Raw genomic sequence first — 15,802 nt, 5'->3', positions numbered from 1 at the left:
GCGATGGCTATCAGTTTCCCTCGCGAATCCCCGACTGTCCGGCGAGGCAGGCGCGAAAGGCGCGGAAGACGTGGGTGAACATGTTCGGCTCGTTCATCAGCAGGCGCAGGTTCGCCGCGTTCCAGGGCAACGGCTCGCCGTTTTCGGCATGGACGTTGCGCCAGTCGTCGGCGATCCGCGCGACGAGGTCGGCGTAGATGGCGGCAAGGTCGACACCCTCGTCGCCCTCGCGTTTGGCGGCCTGCATCGCGTCGCGGATGAACTGGCCGGCCTCGTCGACCTTCAGCAGCCGCATGCGCAGCTCGATGCGATTGTCGACGATGCCGCCGTCCTCGGCGACGCCGGGCCAGGCGACCGGCCACCAGGCGCGCGGCTGCTTCACGATCTTGAAGGGGAGCGTGGTCACGGAACGGCGTCCTTACTTGGCGGTGATGACGAGGTCGTCGGGCGTCGTGCCGACGTTGAGGCCGTAGGCGATCGACAGCATCAGCGTGTCGTCCTCCTCCTGCAGGTCGATCTCGGTGATCTGCAGGTGTGCGCCGTCGAGCTGGACGATGTTGCCCGGCGTCGTGCCGTGGATCAGCTGGACCGGGATCTCGTCGCCGGCCTTCAGGGTGCGGAAATAGTTTCTGGCGCCGATCGTCGGCGCCTCGCACACGATGCGGCCGGTGATCGCATGGTTGCCGCGGTTGACGTAGCGTGCGCCGACCAGACTGCGCAGCTTCACCTCGGCGCCGACATCGCCGGTGAAGGCGCGCAGCACCGCGGCATAGCCGCCCAGGGTGAAATCGGTGTTGTCGTCGTTGACCTCGACCGGGTCCTTCCACTGGTCGAGCGTGATTGCGCCGGGCGCGGTATCGCTGATCCCGAAGTCGGCGGTCGCCGGCAGCAGGCCGGTGAAGTCGAGCTTGAACACCGGCTCGGCCCCGGCGGTGAAGTCGAACGAGAAGGTGCCGCGCGCACCGATGTTGATGCGCCGCTGGTTGCCGTGGAAGTGATAGGCGGTGAGCGATGACAGCGCTGCGCCGATCGGGGCGAAGCGCTGCACCGCGCTGGCGCCCGCGGTCAGCACCGGCGCGGCCATGCCGCACGCCTCCAAATCCTCCATCCAGGCCGGAGCGATGCCGGGCGTGCCGCTGCCGGCGGCTTCCAGTTCGTAGCCGAAGGTCGCGCGCACGTTCGACGGCGCGTCCTTGGTCCGGCCGCGCACATTGCTGTCGCGGTTGCGCGCCAGGCGATCGGTGACGACCGGCTTGGCGGTGAAATTGCGCGTGATCGCGGCATTGGCGGCGCCGGTTGGCGCGGCGTCGGTGGCGTAGGTCGCTTCCTTCTTGCGGAAGATGACCTTGGTGGTGGCGACCATCGTATCAGTCCTGGGGCGGGGTGGCGGAAACAGGGGCGGGCGCCCAGGCGGCGGGATCGTCGCGCGGGTCGGGCTTGCCGGCGAGGCCAAGCGCACGCGCGCGGGCTGGGCCGTTCAGCGGCAGGCCCCAGTCGTCGCGCTGGCGGCCGTCGGGATCGACGGGGCGCGGGGCCGTGGGATCGGCCTGGGTCGTCTTGATGTCGCGGGCCACCTAGCTCGTCCTTCGTTCGTGATAGCGTGTCGTAAACCGCACCTCCCAGCTGACCCGGCTTCCGGCTGCGGAAGCCAGCCGCCCGCCCGAATAGGCGCACGCGCGCGCGGCATCGGGATGCGTCCAGCCGACCACCGCGTCCTTCACGGCGCGCACCTGGACGGTCAGCTCCTCGGAAATGCCGGCGGCGTTGCGGCGCGCGCCGTCGACCGCGACGAACACCGAAAAGCCGACATCGACCGGTTGGTTGCGGCCGACATCGTTGGCATTGGCGCCGGCGCGTTCGCCGGTGGGCACGACGAACAGCGCCGGCACGATGCGCGGCTCGTCGGGCTTGCCGGCCAGTTCCAGCACGCCCTCGACCTGGCGAAAGCCCGCCGCGCGCAGCCGTTCGACGATGGGGGTCAGCGACAGGTGCATCAGCCGGCCATCGCGCGGGCGAGATAGTCGTCGATCGCGCCGATCGCATAATCGGCGTTCTCGTTATTGAAGCCGAGATAGGGGCGGGCCGGGATGAGGACGCTGGCGAACAGCCGGCCGGCGAACGACAGCGCCGCCTTCACCTTGGGCCGGATCGTGCCGCCGAACTGGTGGATCGCCGCATAGATCGCCGCGCCGCCCGACGCCTCCGGCCCGGCGGCGGCATAGTCGCTGCCCCAGTCCTCGGCGATCGAGGCGAGCAGGTCGCCGCTGTCGACCAACGTCTTGCCGTCGGGACGATACGGGCCATGGCCGTCCCTGCTGCCGTCGAGGCCGAGCACGCGGCGCGACGGCTTCCAGGGCACGCCATCGGGATCGCGGCTCGTCTCGAACCGCTCGCGCGTCGTGTCGGCGAGGTGGCCGGCGATATCCTTCATCACCGGCGTCATGTCGACGCCCGCCGTCGCCAGCCGGCCGAGCGCGTCCGACACGTCGTCGCGCAAGGTGATCGCGACATCGAACGCGGCCATCAATAATCCGCCAGCCGGTCGGGATAGGCGCGCAGGCCCGGTGCGATCAGCACCGGCGTGTCGCTGGCGGTGGCCGGCGCCTCGGCGGCGGGCAGGCCCAGCGACACTTGCCCCGCCTGTAGCCGTTCGAGCAGCCGCGCTGCCGCCTTCGCCTGGTCGGCGACGCCGTCGGGTGCGCCGCGCGGGTAGAGCCGGGCGCGAGCGAGGTCGCCGACCGCCATCTCCAGCACGCGCGGCACGCTGGCGAGCGGCAGCGCATAGCGATCAGCGACATGCGCGGCGGCGATCGCCTGCGCGTCGGTCAGCGCATCGACCAGCAGGTCGCGATCGATCCGCCCCGATCCGTCGGCGTCGGTCATCCGCACCACCTCGTCCAAGCCGAAGCGGCGGACGAAGCCCGCGATGCCCAGCCACGGCGCACCGCCGTCCGGCAAGGCCCAGGTGCAGTCGATCACCGTCACCTCGACCTCGCTCTCCAGCTCAGCGCCCGCGGCGTCGCGCGCGCGAACGGTGACGAGATACCGTTCGCCGTCCGCACCCCCGACGAGCGCGAGCGTGACGCTGCCGCCGGCGACGCTCGCCGCGGCGACAAGCGGCGGACCGCCGGGCACGAGGCCGCGCGCGACGGTGGTGGTGGCGAGGATGGCCGCGATCGGCGCCGAGGTGGCGAACGGCACGACCGGCCGCAGCGTTTCGCCCGGCTGTTTGAGCAGCGTGACGATCATGCGCCGGCACCGGCCGCCCCGCGCTTCGCCTCGATCGCGGCGATCAGGACGGCGTTGGTGGCGTCGCCGGGCACGTCGACGCCCTCGGCCGCGGCGGTGGCAAGCAGCTCCGCATTGGTCTGGCGGGACAGCGGCCGGGGCTTCGACGGCGCGGCGGCCTTCAGCTGTTCCACCTCGGCGAAGTCGGGATCATCGTCGATCGCGCCCAGGTCGAGCAGGTCGTCACGGGCCGCCACCTCGGCGGGATGGTCGGCGTCGAAGGTGATGGGGGTGTCGGGCGCGTGTTCCTTGCCGCGAAAGATCACGGTGCGCGCGACGCGATAGGGGTAGGTCATGGCAGGCTCTGGGGCTGGGCGCGCGGCGGATCGATGCCCGCCGCGCGGCGGGGATCAGGCAGCGGAGAAGGCGCTTTCGAAGAAATAGCCGGCCTGGGCGGCGATCACGCGCTCCTTCACGCTCTCGCCGACCAGCACCGCTGTGCCGCCGCGCAGGCCCATCTCGCCCGGTTTCATCTCGCGCTGCGATGCGACGCGCTCGCCCCAGGTGAAGGTGCCCGCGAACGTCGGCGTCTCGCGGCTGAGCACCGGCGCCTTGTAGGTGAGCGCGAGGTGGTTGCCCCACAGCCGGCTCATCTGCGCCGCCTGGCCCTTGCGCGCCTGGTTGCCGAACGCCTGGCCGACGACGACCTCGTTCACCTCGAACAGCGCCGCCACCTCGTCGCGGGTGACGAGGCCACCGCCGCGATCGCCGCGGATCGCCTTCACGATGCTCGGCAGGCGGCGGAATTTGGTCCAGCCGCGCTGGCCAAACACCATCTGGTTGGGGCGCAGCAGCGACTTGTCGAGCGCGTCCGAGATGCGCGTGACGGCGTTGCGCTCCGGGTCGGCGTCCGCGTCCTTGTTGTCGAACTGGTCGGTGCTCGCCAGCGTGACGCGCAGGCCGGGATCGTAGGTCGCGGGGTTGAAGATCAGCGCCGCTGCACGGATTTCACGCCGCACCTCGATCAGCTCGGTCGTCAGCGCTGCGGCATTGCCGAGCGGGTCGTAGCGCGCATCGGCGTTGGCGACATCCGCCTGCGGCACCGGCGCCTCCAGGCCGTGATCCTCGGTGACGTCGGGGATTTCGACGCCGTCCATCGTCACCTGGTTCGCCTGCCCGCGCCGGCCGATCAGCGTGTCGGGCGTGTCGAAGAAGGTGTTCATGCCGTACTGCATGAACGTGAAGTTCTGTTTGCCGACCGTGATGCGCGGCACGACGATGTCGGCGATATAGCCCTGGTTCTTGTAGGCGATGGCGATCGCGGTGAGCGCGGGGTCGATGGGATAAGGCGAAACGGCCATGGGAAATGTGTCCTGAAAGCGGGGTGAAGGGGGCGTGAAAGGGGGCGTCAGCCGGTGACGAAGCCGGGCGCGGCGCGGTAGGCGACGATGTCGCCGGCGACGCCGGTCGACAGCGCAAAGCCGGCGATGCGCACGCGCACACCGGCAGCGGGCGCCGCCTCGACTGCGCGCCCGGCGGCGTCCGAGGTGATCGGCCGGCCGCGGGCGACGGGACCGCCCAGGCGGATTTCGGGCAGGCCGCCCAGCGCCACGTCGATCCGCTCGCCCTGCGCGGCGGCGAGTTCGACGTTACTGCCGAGGATGTCGTCGGTCGCGGCGGCGGCGGGGACGACGCTCTGGTCGTCGGCGCCGAACTTGACGAAGAGATAGGGGGCGATCGCCGCCCCGGCGCGGAAGGTCTTGATGAGACCGTCGGTACGTCCGGCCATGATGGGTGTCCTGTGGTGTGAGGGGGTGGAGGATCAGGCGGCCGGATCGTCGGTGACGATGCGGACGGCCTGCTGGATGGTCATCGCGGTGCCGGCGGCGCGGCTCTTCTCGGCGAAGGCGACCGCGCGGCGGGCGATCAGCGCAGGGTCGGCCTCCGCGTCGGGGGCGGGGCGATCGGCGCCGGCATGTTCGCCCAGCGCGATCACCGGCTGCGCGCCGTCCAGCAAAGATCGGAACGCCGCGGCGGGCGTCATCCGGTTGGCATCGCCCTCGTCGAACGCGATCGGCTGCGTCGCGTCGAGATGGTCGAGCAGGCCGACCACCCGGTCGCGGCCCGCCGGTGCCAGCCGCGCGCCGGTGACGAGCGCCTCGGCGAAGGCGACGTGATCGGCATGCGCGGCGTCGCGACGTTCCTTGGCCAGCGCCGCCTCGCGGGCGGTGATCGCGGTCTCGCGCGCGTCGAGCGCGGCGATCTGTTCGGCGAACGCGACCGCGTCCACCGGCTGCTGGGAGGCAGTCGTCACGGGAAATTCCTCGATGGTGAGCGTAACCGCGCCGGCCGGCGCGTCCGAAAAGGCGTAGGTGCCCAGCCCTTTGATCGCCGGCGCCGCCGCGCCGAGGAAGCCGACGTGCTGGAGATACCAGTGGCCGGGTTTGGGGTTGGCGGGACTGTGCGGCGGATAGAGCTGCGGCGAAACCTTGCGGTAATGCCCGGCCTCCACCGCCTCGGCGAATGCGGGCGCGACTTCGGACGGCAGCGCGACGAGGTTGCCGTCCTCCATCGCGAGCGCGCCGACCCAGCCATATGCGGGGGCGTCGGTGCTGGGATGGCCGACGACCAGCGGGGCGGGATCGCTCCCTGCGTCGTAGGAGGCGATCAGGTCGTCGAGGTCCGCCTGGGCGAACGTGACCTTGGTGCCATGAATATCGGTGAAGGTGCCGGGACGGAGGATGCGAATAGCGCGGGCCATGCCGCGGAATTACGCGCGCGCGCGATCAGCGCAGGACTTCCGCTCGCGGAAGTCGTGGGATAGCGTTCAACATTCGGGGAGGGGTAGGATGGTAAAAATTGAAATACTCGATCGGGCCAGAGGTTCGACAAGAGAATTCCCTGATGTCAGGGCGGCGACTCTTTGGGTGCAGGACGAGATCGAGCGATGGCAGCAGGCTTTTAATGTCGTTGGCCTTGAAGGGATGCGTCCCTCGACTGCGCCTTTAGAGGGGTGGAAAGAACTGAAGATTTTCCTTGATGGGGTCCGACGCAAGGGAGATCAAGACGGTGAATTTGACAGTTATGTTCATAAAGATCGCCGACGTGATCTGGTCATGATCGATTCTCCGTCCGGTCAGGCTCTAATTTTCGTTGCGGGGCGATTGGGTCTTGTGGCTGCGGATAGTGCTGCGCTTGCCGCTGGATTTGCGCAAGGAAAATTAGACTGGGAGGATGATATAGCGTTCAAAGGAATCTTTCTTTTTGATCGCATGAAAAACATACGAACTGAGTTTGATAGGCAAGATGAGGAGGATGCGTTCAATACGCATGCAGTCAGCATCAACACGCGTTTGGACGATCTAACGAAAGCAATCCGCAAAGCGGACGAACTAATAGCAACGACTGCTGAAACCGCTGCGCAGCAGAGAGCTCAAATCGATGCGGAGCTAACAACCTATAAGGCCGAGGCCGTCGAAAATTGGCGTAAATTCGGCAATCAGACTGCTGAGATTGAGGCATCAAACAAATCGGCAGTCGCAGCTGCGCAGAGTAATTTTGCGAGCACCATGCGGGATGCGCAAACTCAAGTGGATGGGTGGGTCGCCGCTCAAAAGGAACAGCGCCAGCTGGCAAAGCCCGCCAAGCTTTGGGAAGAGCGTGCGCTAAAACATACCACGGACGCAAATAAATGGAGAGCGCGGTCAGTCGTCGTTGGTATCGTCGGGTTGGTGCTGGCCGTATTTATCGCAGTACGGGCGTTCCAGTGGGCTAGACCACTATTCGACGCGGCGATCATCCCCGGCAAGCCGACTCAAACAACTGCTGGCACGCTCCGACCCACATTTCACTACGAACTCATCTTCACCGGGGCGATCACGCTGGCGTGGTTGACCATGTATCTCTGGGCCATGCGCATCCTCGTGCGGCTATATACGACGGAGCATCATCTCGCGATCGACGCCAGCGCGCGGGGCGCGATGATGGAAGCATATCTCGGTCTGATCGAGGCGAAGGCGGCGAATAAGGCCGACCGGCCGATCGTTCTCCAGGCGTTGTTCCGCCCGGTGCAGGACGGCATGGTGCGCGACGATGGCCCGCCAGGGATCACACCGGCCGCGCTGCTGTCGTCGATCGCCAGCGCGAAGGGCGGTAACAATTAACCCCGCGCGATCCGCTCCAGGCGGCGGCGCTCGCGATCGTTGGCGTTGAGCCAGGCGATCGCGGGTACGCCAGCGGGGGTGCGCGGCAGAAAATCGGGATGGATGCCGCGCACACTGGCCCCGCGCGTATTGCAACCGACGTGACCGTTCCCGCCGCTGCAACGCATCATCGTGCCCAAACGCTGAAGGTCGATGTTCGACCGCAGGCTCCGCCGCCGCGGATCGCGAGAGGCGAGCAGACAGCCGGGGACGAAATACCGGCGGCGTCCGCATCCCCGACATGTGACCTCGACCACGATACCATGCCGGGCACAGTCGCCGATCGTCTCGCACCGGCTCAGGCTCATCGTTCGACATCCTCGATCGCGGCGTAGCGTCGACGTGCCAGCTCTAGGAACGGTGGCGGGTCGCGCTGGATGAAGGCGCAGGCGTCGAGATAGAAGGTGCCGTCCTCGCGCCGGCCGTTGCGGCTCGCCAGCGCGTCGGCCACCGCCTGCCCGCGCGAGGCCCGCCATGGCCAGCAGCGATCGAACACGCGCAGGCGCCAGCGCGGGAAGCGGTCGGTTGGATTGGCGAGGATCACCGCGGCCGGCGGCCCCAGCCGCTCGCGCCGCTCCCAGCGGCGACGCCGATCGCCCGCTGCCACGATCAGCGCGCACGCTTCGGCATGGCTGATGAAACGGCCGGTCAGGGGATCGCGATTCATGCGCCGCGCCGCCATTCGCGTTCGGCATCGTCCAGCATCTCGAACATGTCGCCGTCGGCGCCGCGCGCGATCAGGTGCGCGCGTACCCCATCGGGATCAGCGCGTTGCGGAAACCGCGGATCGCGCGCCGCGCTGTCCGCCAGCTGCCCGATCCAGTCGATCCGCCCCTTCTGGGTGACGAGCCACCCGCCGAACTGCTGCTGCATATGACCTCCCGATTCGCAGAACAGAACAGGAACATGCCGCCGGGTCGGTCATCTGTCGAGTCCGTCGATCGCCAAGCCGCCGTCCTGCCCCTGTGCAGCCCGCACAGCGCGATGCGCACCCTTTCGGAGACCGGACATCGTCGAGCCGCTGACGCGCGCCTCCAGAGGCCTTACGGTCGCGATCGGAAGGATGGGGGATTCGATGCGAAAGGCACTGCTGGCCGCGCTGGCGCTCGCGGGGTGTTCAAGCCAGGCGCTGAAACCGGAGGATCAGGCGGCGGTCGAACGCTTCGCTGCTCAGGAACAAGCCCCGGCCCCCGCGCCGGTTGTGGCCAGCTGGTACGCGGGCGGCGAGCCGGGGTTTCTCGCGTGCGCCGAGATTAAGGCGCCGCCGGGGGCAGGCAAGCCGACGCTGCGGTTGGTGTACGATCTGGTGCGGAAATACGGGCAGGTCGAGATGCATGAGGGGTGGCACGCAGCCAACGGCGCTGGTGAAGCTGCACTTGAGAACAATCGTGTGTCATTTGATAGCGTCTGGCAGACTCATTGCACGACCCGAACCGTGGAAGGGCCGCGTCGAATATTGTAAGTATTGCTTTCAGCTACTCGCACTCCATAGTGTTCAACATGAGCATGGCAGAATTTGACGGTGATCGCCCGATCCGTACGGATGACGAAGACCGATTTGGCTTTTCATCATTAGCCGATCGCATCGCCGATGCGCTCACCGTACAACCCGGCAGTAAGGGTTTCGTCTTTGGCCTTGAGGGGAAATGGGGATCAGGGAAGTCCAGCTTACTCGCGCTTTCCCTCAAAAAGCTGCGCGCCATGGACACAGGAAAAGTTGCAGCGGTCGAGTTCCGGCCATGGCTCATCGGAGACCGCGATCAACTGCTGAACTCTCTTTTCGAGGAACTCGCCAAGGCGATTGCCGGCTTGGAACGCGAGGGAGGAGATGCGACGAGGGCAACGACGTTGGCCGCAAAGGATGTTGCGGCCCAGGTGAAGAGTTTCGCCCGTCATCTGGGTCCCGTCGGCAAATTAGCTGGCGTCGCTGGCCTATTTGTTCCCGGAGCGACCATTGCCGGTGATATCATCGAAAAGATCGCCGCCGCAGCCGCTGAGCAAACGGAAGGCCCCACTTTGGTAGAACAGAAGGAGAGGCTATCAGCGTCCCTCCTCAAGCTCGACTGTCGGATTGTCGTAACGATTGACGATGTCGACAGGCTGGAGCCGAAGGAAATTGCGGAGCTGCTGCGCCTTGTGCGTTCCGTCGCCGATTTTCCGAACGTGTCCTACCTGCTCTGCTACGACAGACGCATTCTTGCTCATGCAATCGAAGCGGGCATGGGCTTGCCCAACGGCAATAATTATCTCGAAAAGATTATTCAGACTGCAGTTGCGGTCCCGCAGCCAGAATCCTTCGCGCTCCGCCGCTGGTTCTCGACGCAGCTGCAAGGCTTCGCACAAGGTCGTCAAGACCGGGTCAGCCAGCTCCAGCAGGTCATTGATCAGACAGGTGGTCGAGTTATGGGCACACCCCGCGCCGTTGTCAGAGTGCTGGACAGCCTGCGGGTTTATTGGCCTAGTCTTCAGTCACGCGTGGATTTGGCCGATCTTGTATGGTTGCGCATGATCGCGGTTGGGCATCCAAATTTGTACGGCTGGATTGAGGAATATCTTGTCGCAAGCGTAGCCCTCTCCAGCGGTCGAGTAGTCGTATCGTCAGATCAGCAAGCGGAAATGGGAAAGGGCTTGAACGCCGCGCTTGCAGCCGACGGGCTTGAATGGGACAAAATTCAGTTTGAACTTGAGCGTCATCTGCCCGGAATCCAAACTCAAGCCTTCAATAAGAAGAAGGATGAACGTCTTTTTTACCAGTTAAAGAAAGGGCGTTATGGTGGAAGGAGTAACGACGGGCTGCTTGCCAATCCGAGTTATACACGCCTTTTCTTTACTCTTATAGACTCGCCGGACGCTGTAACGGAAGATGACGTTCAACGTCTTTTGACTGCAGCAAACGCGAGCGCCGAAAATGTAAAATATCTGATCGTCTCGATGGGGCTGCAAAAGGGTGACGCGGGCGCTAGCAAAGCCGAAAGATTGCTCGACGAGTTTCGGTACACGGACCGGGAGGTGTATAGCACATGGCCGCTGGAGGCTCTCGTGATGGGCCTGAGCGAAGCAGCGGATGATCTCGCCGCGGTTGGGATCGATGATTGGGGCTATCCCCAGGTCTGGTATCTGTTACGAGCTGTATTGCGGCAGCTCCATGACGGTGTGGAACCAGAACGGTTCCAGCGCCTTTTCCGGTTGCTATTTACCAACGGAACATCGCTTGGGTTTCTGACCTATCTGCTTCGGGACGAGACGTTCAATCAGGGGTTTTTCGGCGACCGTGGAAACGTGCACGAATGTCTGGCATCTGCTCAGACGTTCGAAGAGATTCGCATCGGTATGTTGCGTCGATACGACGCCATGGGTCTCGATGGCGTACTGAATCACCAAGCCGCGACGAATATCCTTTATGCCTGGTCACAGGCGGGCGGCCGGGACGACCTTAAAAGCCGCATCGAGGCCCGTGCGCAATCCGACGGCTGGTTGTTGACTTTTGTGTCTAAGCTTTACTCGGTGAATTCCTCGTTGTCGCTCGACGCACTATCGGCATTCTTCAAGCAGCCATCGAAGATCGTAAAGCGGCTCAGCCAGCTCGCACAAGGCGTTCCCCCTGTGGCGGCCGCGGAGGCTGCAATCCGTTCACTCAAATCTAATATGCGCTTCGACGGAGAGGATCTCGACGCACTAATGGCAACTTGGCAGCAACACGAGGCGGACCAAACTGGTTAGGCCATGCAGCGCTATTTATTGTCGCGCAGACGATCGCTTGCATGCTTGTCGTATTCGGCCTTCGTTATCATACCAAGCCTTGTAGGTCGCAATCCCCTCTTCAAGCGCCATGCACGCGATATTATGCCCGCCGGCCTCCACCAGGGCCAGCGTGCGGCCGTAGTGGTCGTACCCGACCCGGTCGATCCGCACCTTGCCCTTCAGCATCGCCGCCAGCGCGTCCTTCGACGCATAGGGATCGCCCTCCACGCAGACGCGCCCGCGGCGGCAATGGCCGGGCATCTCCGGCGCATCGATGCCGAGCAGGCGGATCCGTTCGGTCCCGCATTTGATAGTGTCGCCGTCGATCGCGTGGCAGGGGACGGCCAGCGTCACCCAGGCAAGCGCGATCAGCGGCGCCATGGGTTGCCCACCACCTTGATCGCGCCGACGACGCGGCCCAGCACCTCGAACGTGCCCTCCTCGCTTTCCACCTCGACGACGATGTCGGTGTAGACCGGGTTGGCACTCTTCAGGACGATCGTCGCGCCCTGCATCTGAAGGCGCTTCACTAGCAGCGTGCCGTCGCGACGCACGACGTGCATGCCGTCGCGCGGGCGGTTCGCGCTGGTGTCGACCAGCACGCGGTCGCCGTCGCCGAACTCGGGTTCCTGGCTGTCGCCGACGACCGTCACCAGCTTGAGGTGCTTGGGATTGCCGAACTGGGCGAGCCAGGCGCTGGGGAAAGGCCAATAGCCCATCGGCTCCTGCCGATCGAAACTGAAGCGTCCGGCGCCGGCCGCGACCTCGATGTCGAATTCCGGCACGCTCAGCACGTCGCCGTCGTCGGTCGCGACATGGCCGTCGCGCATCTCGCCGCGGCCGAGCAGCAGCCAGTCCAGGCTGACCTCCAGCGCCGCGGCGATCGCGATCACCGCCTCGGTCTTGACGAAGCCCTTGCGACGGTAGCCGTTGAGCGTGCTGATCGGGATGCCTGCCGCATGCGACAGCCAGGCATAATCGCGGTGGCCCAGCGCTGCTGCGATGCGGTCCTCCATCGACTGATGATCAACATCGACGGTCATGCCGCATTCTCGCGACGAATTTTCGGCATGGACCACGCCTCATGCTGACTTTTCGGCTTGATGCCGCCCACATTTGAGCATAACGAGTTTTCAGGCCGACTTTTCGGCATGAAAGACCCCCTTGCTGATTTGTCAGCAGGCAACAGGTGGAGGCCGCGTTTGCACCGCGAAGACGTCAAGGCTGCGATCCGCAAACGCTTCGGCAGCCTCAAGGCGTTCGAACGCGCGGAAAATCTGCCGCTCAAGTCGGTCAGCGGAGTGTTGGCGGGTCGCAAGAGCGATCGCGTGCAGCGCGCCATCAACGGCCTCTTCCAAGATGCGCCGCGGGACATCCGGGGCGTGGTGGATAACTACCGGCCCGAAACTCGGTCTGGCAAGTCGGCATGACATTGGTCGGCCGCACCCATCTGTCCCCCAGCGAGATCGCAGCGCTCGCGCTGGACGGCCTGCCGGAAACGAAGCGCGGCGTGCAGCTGCTCGCCGAGCGGGCCGGCTGGGCGTCGATCGCGCGCGTCGGGCGGGGCGGCGGGCGGCAATATGCGGTCGCCGACCTGCCGGAAGCGGCGCGCCGCGACCTTGCCGATCGCTGGGCGGCGCAGGCGGGCGTCGCCGCGATCGGCCGGCCGAAGGGCACCGATTTCTTCACGCAGAACCCGGCGGTCGCCGATGCGGTGGAGGTGCTGCTCGCCGAACGGCCGCTGTCGGCCGCGCGCATCCTGGAACTGCTGTCGACGCGCTTTGCTGTGCTGCCCTCGCGCCGCACACTCGCCCGCTTCATCGGCCGGATCGAAGCCGAGAAACCCGCGCTGCTGGCCTCGATGCGCGATCCCGATCTGTACAAGAGCCGCTACCGCCTGGCGCTCGGTCGCGCCGACGCCGCCGTCACCCATGCGCATCAGGTGTGGGAGATCGACACCACCCGCGCCGACGTGCTGTGCCGCGAAGGGCGCAAGTCGATCCTGGGCATCGTCGACGTCTGGTCGCGCCGCACCTTCTACCTGGTCGTCGATTCGGAAAGCGCGCAGGCGGTGCGCCGCACGCTGATCGCCGCGATCACCGCCTGGGGCGTGATGCCCGAACGGCTGCGCACCGATCAGGGATCGGGCTACATCAACCAGACGATGGCGACCGCGCTGCCGCTGCTCGGCATCGAACATGAGCCGGTGCCGCCCGCCAGCGGCGACAAGAAACCGTTCGTCGAGCGCATGTTCGGCACTTTCACCCGCGAACGCGCCGCGCTGCTCGACGGCTTCGCCGGCCACAATGTCGCCCAGGCGGCAAAGCTGCGCCAGGCGGCGAAGGTGCGCACCGGCCGCGCGGTGATCGTCCCCGAACTGACAGCGGCCGAGCTGCAGGTCGTCATCAACGCCTGGCTGGACGGCGTGTACCACGTCCGCGACCATGCCGGCACTGGCGCCAGCCCGATCGCGCGCTGGACCAATTCACCGCGACCCGCCCGCGCCGCCCCCGACGAGGCGGCGCTGCGCCTGGCGCTGTCCGCCGCGATCGGCCCCGCCACCGTCACCAAGCGCGGCGTGCAGTGGAAGCACGGCCGCTACTGGGCGGCGCCGCTTGCCGCCTGGGTCGGCCGGCAGGTGATGCTCCGCCGCGACGAGGACGATCTGGGCGCGATCTTCGTGTTCGATGCCGATGGCCAGTATATCGCCACCGCGGTCAACGCCGAACGCTCCGGCCTGTCGGAAGAGCGGTTCGCGGTGGAGGCCCGGCGCCAGCAGGCGGCATGGATGGCCGAACAGCGCGCCGAGCTGCGCGCCAAGCGCCGCGACTTTTCGTTCGAGCGCGCCCGCGACGACCTGTTGCGCCGCGATGCCGAGGCGGCGGGCAAGCTCGCGACCTTGCCCGTCCGCGCCGCGGCGCACGTCACGCCGATGCTCGCCAGCATCCCCGACGCCGCACCCGACCTGCCCGACGATGCGGCGCTGGAGGCGACGACCCGCCGCGCGCCCGCGCGCCGCGCGCCCGTCCCGGTCGAGGATCGCATCGCCGACACCGACCGTATCCTGGCCGCGCATGCCGCCGGCCAGACCGTCGCGCCGGATGCGCTCGCCGCCGCCCGGCTGCACGCCCAGTCCTCCGAATATCGCGCCGACAAGATCTTGCGCGGTCCCTTCCAGGCGCGGCGATCCGCCGCGCCTGCCCCGCTTCAGCCCCTGAGGGAGATCAGCCAGTGACCGATTCCATGCCCATCGCGCGCGGCATCAGCGAACCCGCGCAGCTCACCAACATGCGCCTGGGGCTGTCGACGATGCTCGACTGCCAGGATGCCGAGGAAGGCTCGCCGCGCATGGGCCTGTTCTACGGCCCGTCGGGCTACGGCAAGTCGGTCGCCGCCGCGACCGTCGCCGCCCGGCTGAACGCCGCTTATGTGGTCGCCAAATCGATCTGGACGCAGCGTTCGCTGCTGGAGGCGATCGCGACCGAGATCGGCATCACCAGCCCGGCGCGCACCGCGCCCCGGCTGCTCGATCAGGTGGTCGACCAGCTGCTGGAGGAACCGCAGCCGCTGATCGTCGACGAGATGGATCACCTCGTGACGAAAAAGTCGGTCGAGATCATCCGCGACATCCACGACAACGCCCGCGTGCCGGTGCTGATGATCGGCGAGGAGGCACTGCCCGCCAAGCTGAAGGCGTGGGAGCGGTTCGACAACCGCATCCTGGTCGCCACGCCGGCGCAGCCCGCCGACCTGCGCGACGCGCGGCTGCTGCGTGCCTATTACTGCCAGAAGGTCGATGTCGCCGACGATCTGCTCGACGCGATCCTGGCGGCGACCGGCGGCATCACCCGCCGCCTCGTGACCAACCTGCAGATGGTGCAGAAGCACGCGATCGCCGCCGGCCGCGCCCGGATCGCGCTGGCCGATTGGGACGGGCGCAAGTTCCGCACCGGCGCGGTGCTGACCCGGAAGGCGGCGTGATGCCCGGCTATGCCGTCTATCTCGATGTCCGGCCGGAGGTGGAGGAACCGTTGTGGCGCGCGCTCAGCGATGCCGCGGCGCCGGCCACCGTCCACGAACTGCACCTTGCCACCGCGGCACACCCCAACGCGATCCAGCACCGCCTGTCGCGCTGGGTCAGCGCCGGCCTGGTCACGCGGACGGAGGGTTCGCCCCGGCGCTTTGCCATGACCGACACGACCGAACGCACGCCGAGGCCCCCGCGCGTCGACCTTACCGGCCGCATCGCCGTGCGCCGCCGCACCGCGCGCGAGGCGCTGTGGAGCGCGATGCGCGTCCTGTCGCGTCACGGCAGCTTCGACGTGCCGACGCTGCAGATGACCGCGGGCGTCTCGCGCCGGTCGACGGAGGAGATGCTCAACGTCCTCCACCGCTCGGGCCACGTCCGCCAGCTCGCCCGCGGCAACAGCCAGACCGGCAGCTGGTCGACCTATCGCCTCGTCCGCAACACCGGGCCAAAAGCGCCGGTCGTGCGCCAGCAGGTGGCGGACGGCGTTCGTCGCCGCCTGGTCGTCGACGGCAACACCGGCATCGCCACCGACATCTCGCCCGCCGCGGTCAGCCTGCGGCGGAAGGATACCGACCCCGCTGCGGCCGGGGGGGAGGGTTAA

The 15,802-nt window shown here is 66.8% G+C and carries 22 protein-coding genes; 7 read left to right on the top strand and 15 right to left on the bottom strand.

All coding sequences use genetic code 11. The annotated features are described in order from the left end of the window. Positions 1-10 precede the first annotated feature (10 nt). The 10 genes from ACP7A3_RS09560 to ACP7A3_RS09515 are packed head-to-tail and all read right to left on the bottom strand — an operon-like array spanning position 11 to position 5,989. Positions 11-406, bottom strand: a complete 396-nt coding sequence (locus ACP7A3_RS09560; protein WP_426255421.1) for a histidine kinase — start codon at positions 404-406, stop codon at positions 11-13. 12 nt (positions 407-418) lie between these two features. Continuing rightward, positions 419-1,363: a hypothetical protein gene (locus tag ACP7A3_RS09555; RefSeq protein WP_426255420.1), complete on the bottom strand. Its 945-nt coding sequence runs from the start codon at positions 1,361-1,363 to the stop codon at positions 419-421. A gap of 4 nt (positions 1,364-1,367) precedes the next feature. Beyond that, on the bottom strand, positions 1,368-1,574 hold the full coding sequence (locus ACP7A3_RS09550; protein ID WP_426255419.1) for a hypothetical protein: 207 nt from the start codon (positions 1,572-1,574) through the stop codon (positions 1,368-1,370). Further along, complete coding sequence (locus tag ACP7A3_RS09545) at positions 1,575-1,994, bottom strand: phage tail terminator protein (protein ID WP_426255418.1); 420 nt, start codon at positions 1,992-1,994, stop codon at positions 1,575-1,577. It lies immediately after the preceding gene. Further along, the gene (locus ACP7A3_RS09540; protein WP_426255417.1) at positions 1,994-2,524 is read right to left on the bottom strand and encodes a phage virion morphogenesis protein; all 531 of its coding nucleotides are present in this window, start codon (positions 2,522-2,524) and stop codon (positions 1,994-1,996) included. Before ACP7A3_RS09540 ends, ACP7A3_RS09545 begins: the two co-directional genes overlap by 1 nt. Next, positions 2,524-3,249, bottom strand: coding sequence for a phage protein Gp36 family protein (locus ACP7A3_RS09535; RefSeq protein WP_426255416.1), 726 nt, complete (start codon positions 3,247-3,249; stop codon positions 2,524-2,526). Before ACP7A3_RS09535 ends, ACP7A3_RS09540 begins: the two co-directional genes overlap by 1 nt. After that, positions 3,246-3,584 (bottom strand): hypothetical protein, encoded by a 339-nt coding sequence (locus ACP7A3_RS09530; protein ID WP_331361906.1) that lies wholly within the window; start codon positions 3,582-3,584, stop codon positions 3,246-3,248. Before ACP7A3_RS09530 ends, ACP7A3_RS09535 begins: the two co-directional genes overlap by 4 nt. Before the next feature lie 54 nt (positions 3,585-3,638). After that, a complete protein-coding gene (locus tag ACP7A3_RS09525; RefSeq protein ID WP_426255415.1) occupies positions 3,639-4,589 on the bottom strand; it encodes a capsid protein in 951 nt (316 codons plus the stop codon). Between the two features lie 47 nt (positions 4,590-4,636). Then, positions 4,637-5,017: a hypothetical protein gene (locus ACP7A3_RS09520; RefSeq protein ID WP_426255414.1), complete on the bottom strand. Its 381-nt coding sequence runs from the start codon at positions 5,015-5,017 to the stop codon at positions 4,637-4,639. 33 nt (positions 5,018-5,050) lie between these two features. Next, the gene (locus ACP7A3_RS09515; RefSeq protein WP_426255413.1) at positions 5,051-5,989 is read right to left on the bottom strand and encodes a hypothetical protein; all 939 of its coding nucleotides are present in this window, start codon (positions 5,987-5,989) and stop codon (positions 5,051-5,053) included. A gap of 88 nt (positions 5,990-6,077) precedes the next feature. Here ACP7A3_RS09515 and ACP7A3_RS09510 point away from each other — a divergent pair, with 88 nt between their 5' ends. Beyond that, complete coding sequence (locus tag ACP7A3_RS09510) at positions 6,078-7,391, top strand: DUF6161 domain-containing protein (protein WP_426255412.1); 1,314 nt, start codon at positions 6,078-6,080, stop codon at positions 7,389-7,391. Here ACP7A3_RS09510 and ACP7A3_RS09505 read toward each other — a convergent pair. From ACP7A3_RS09505 to ACP7A3_RS09495, 3 genes are read right to left on the bottom strand one after another with little or no spacing between them, the layout of a single operon-like run. Continuing rightward, positions 7,388-7,738, bottom strand: a complete 351-nt coding sequence (locus ACP7A3_RS09505) for a hypothetical protein (protein ID WP_426255411.1) — start codon at positions 7,736-7,738, stop codon at positions 7,388-7,390. The two genes, ACP7A3_RS09510 and ACP7A3_RS09505, sit on opposite strands and share 4 nt — an antisense overlap. After that, positions 7,735-8,097 (bottom strand): hypothetical protein, encoded by a 363-nt coding sequence (locus ACP7A3_RS09500; protein WP_231292065.1) that lies wholly within the window; start codon positions 8,095-8,097, stop codon positions 7,735-7,737. The genes ACP7A3_RS09505 and ACP7A3_RS09500 overlap by 4 nt, the downstream gene beginning before the upstream one ends. Beyond that, positions 8,094-8,303, bottom strand: a complete 210-nt coding sequence (locus ACP7A3_RS09495) for a YozE family protein (RefSeq protein WP_017980573.1) — start codon at positions 8,301-8,303, stop codon at positions 8,094-8,096. The genes ACP7A3_RS09500 and ACP7A3_RS09495 overlap by 4 nt, the downstream gene beginning before the upstream one ends. Before the next feature lie 202 nt (positions 8,304-8,505). Between ACP7A3_RS09495 and ACP7A3_RS09490 the strand changes: the two genes are divergently transcribed. Both ACP7A3_RS09490 and ACP7A3_RS09485 read left to right on the top strand, forming a co-directional pair. Continuing rightward, entirely contained in the window at positions 8,506-8,892 is a 387-nt protein-coding gene (locus ACP7A3_RS09490; RefSeq protein ID WP_020486641.1) for a hypothetical protein, read from the top strand. A gap of 38 nt (positions 8,893-8,930) precedes the next feature. Then, complete coding sequence (locus ACP7A3_RS09485) at positions 8,931-11,150, top strand: KAP family P-loop NTPase fold protein (protein WP_426255410.1); 2,220 nt, start codon at positions 8,931-8,933, stop codon at positions 11,148-11,150. 15 nt (positions 11,151-11,165) lie between these two features. On the opposite strand, the gene ACP7A3_RS09480 is transcribed toward ACP7A3_RS09485, so the two are convergent. Further along, complete coding sequence (locus ACP7A3_RS09480) at positions 11,166-11,552, bottom strand: thermonuclease family protein (RefSeq protein WP_017980576.1); 387 nt, start codon at positions 11,550-11,552, stop codon at positions 11,166-11,168. Beyond that, positions 11,540-12,214, bottom strand: coding sequence for a LexA family transcriptional regulator (locus ACP7A3_RS09475; protein ID WP_018250573.1), 675 nt, complete (start codon positions 12,212-12,214; stop codon positions 11,540-11,542). Before ACP7A3_RS09475 ends, ACP7A3_RS09480 begins: the two co-directional genes overlap by 13 nt. Before the next feature lie 159 nt (positions 12,215-12,373). Between ACP7A3_RS09475 and ACP7A3_RS09470 the strand changes: the two genes are divergently transcribed. Genes ACP7A3_RS09470 through ACP7A3_RS09455 form a run of 4 tightly spaced genes read left to right on the top strand, consistent with a single transcriptional unit; the run spans position 12,374 to position 15,802 of the window. Further along, a complete protein-coding gene (locus ACP7A3_RS09470; protein WP_017980578.1) occupies positions 12,374-12,601 on the top strand; it encodes a hypothetical protein in 228 nt (75 codons plus the stop codon). After that, positions 12,598-14,406 carry a transposase gene (locus ACP7A3_RS09465; RefSeq protein ID WP_426255409.1) on the top strand — a complete coding sequence of 603 codons (1,809 nt, stop codon included), beginning with the start codon at positions 12,598-12,600 and terminating at the stop codon, positions 14,404-14,406. The genes ACP7A3_RS09470 and ACP7A3_RS09465 overlap by 4 nt, the downstream gene beginning before the upstream one ends. Further along, positions 14,403-15,152 carry an ATP-binding protein gene (locus ACP7A3_RS09460; protein WP_331361894.1) on the top strand — a complete coding sequence of 250 codons (750 nt, stop codon included), beginning with the start codon at positions 14,403-14,405 and terminating at the stop codon, positions 15,150-15,152. The genes ACP7A3_RS09465 and ACP7A3_RS09460 overlap by 4 nt, the downstream gene beginning before the upstream one ends. Continuing rightward, on the top strand, positions 15,152-15,802 hold the full coding sequence (locus ACP7A3_RS09455) for a hypothetical protein (RefSeq protein WP_017980581.1): 651 nt from the start codon (positions 15,152-15,154) through the stop codon (positions 15,800-15,802). The genes ACP7A3_RS09460 and ACP7A3_RS09455 overlap by 1 nt, the downstream gene beginning before the upstream one ends.

It is taken from the genome of Sphingomonas sp. DC5200-1, from assembly GCF_049897245.1.
GTDB lineage: Bacteria > Pseudomonadota > Alphaproteobacteria > Sphingomonadales > Sphingomonadaceae > Sphingomonas > Sphingomonas aquatilis.
Note: the sequence above shows the minus strand (reverse complement) of the source record. Positions and strands in the feature narration are given on the sequence as shown.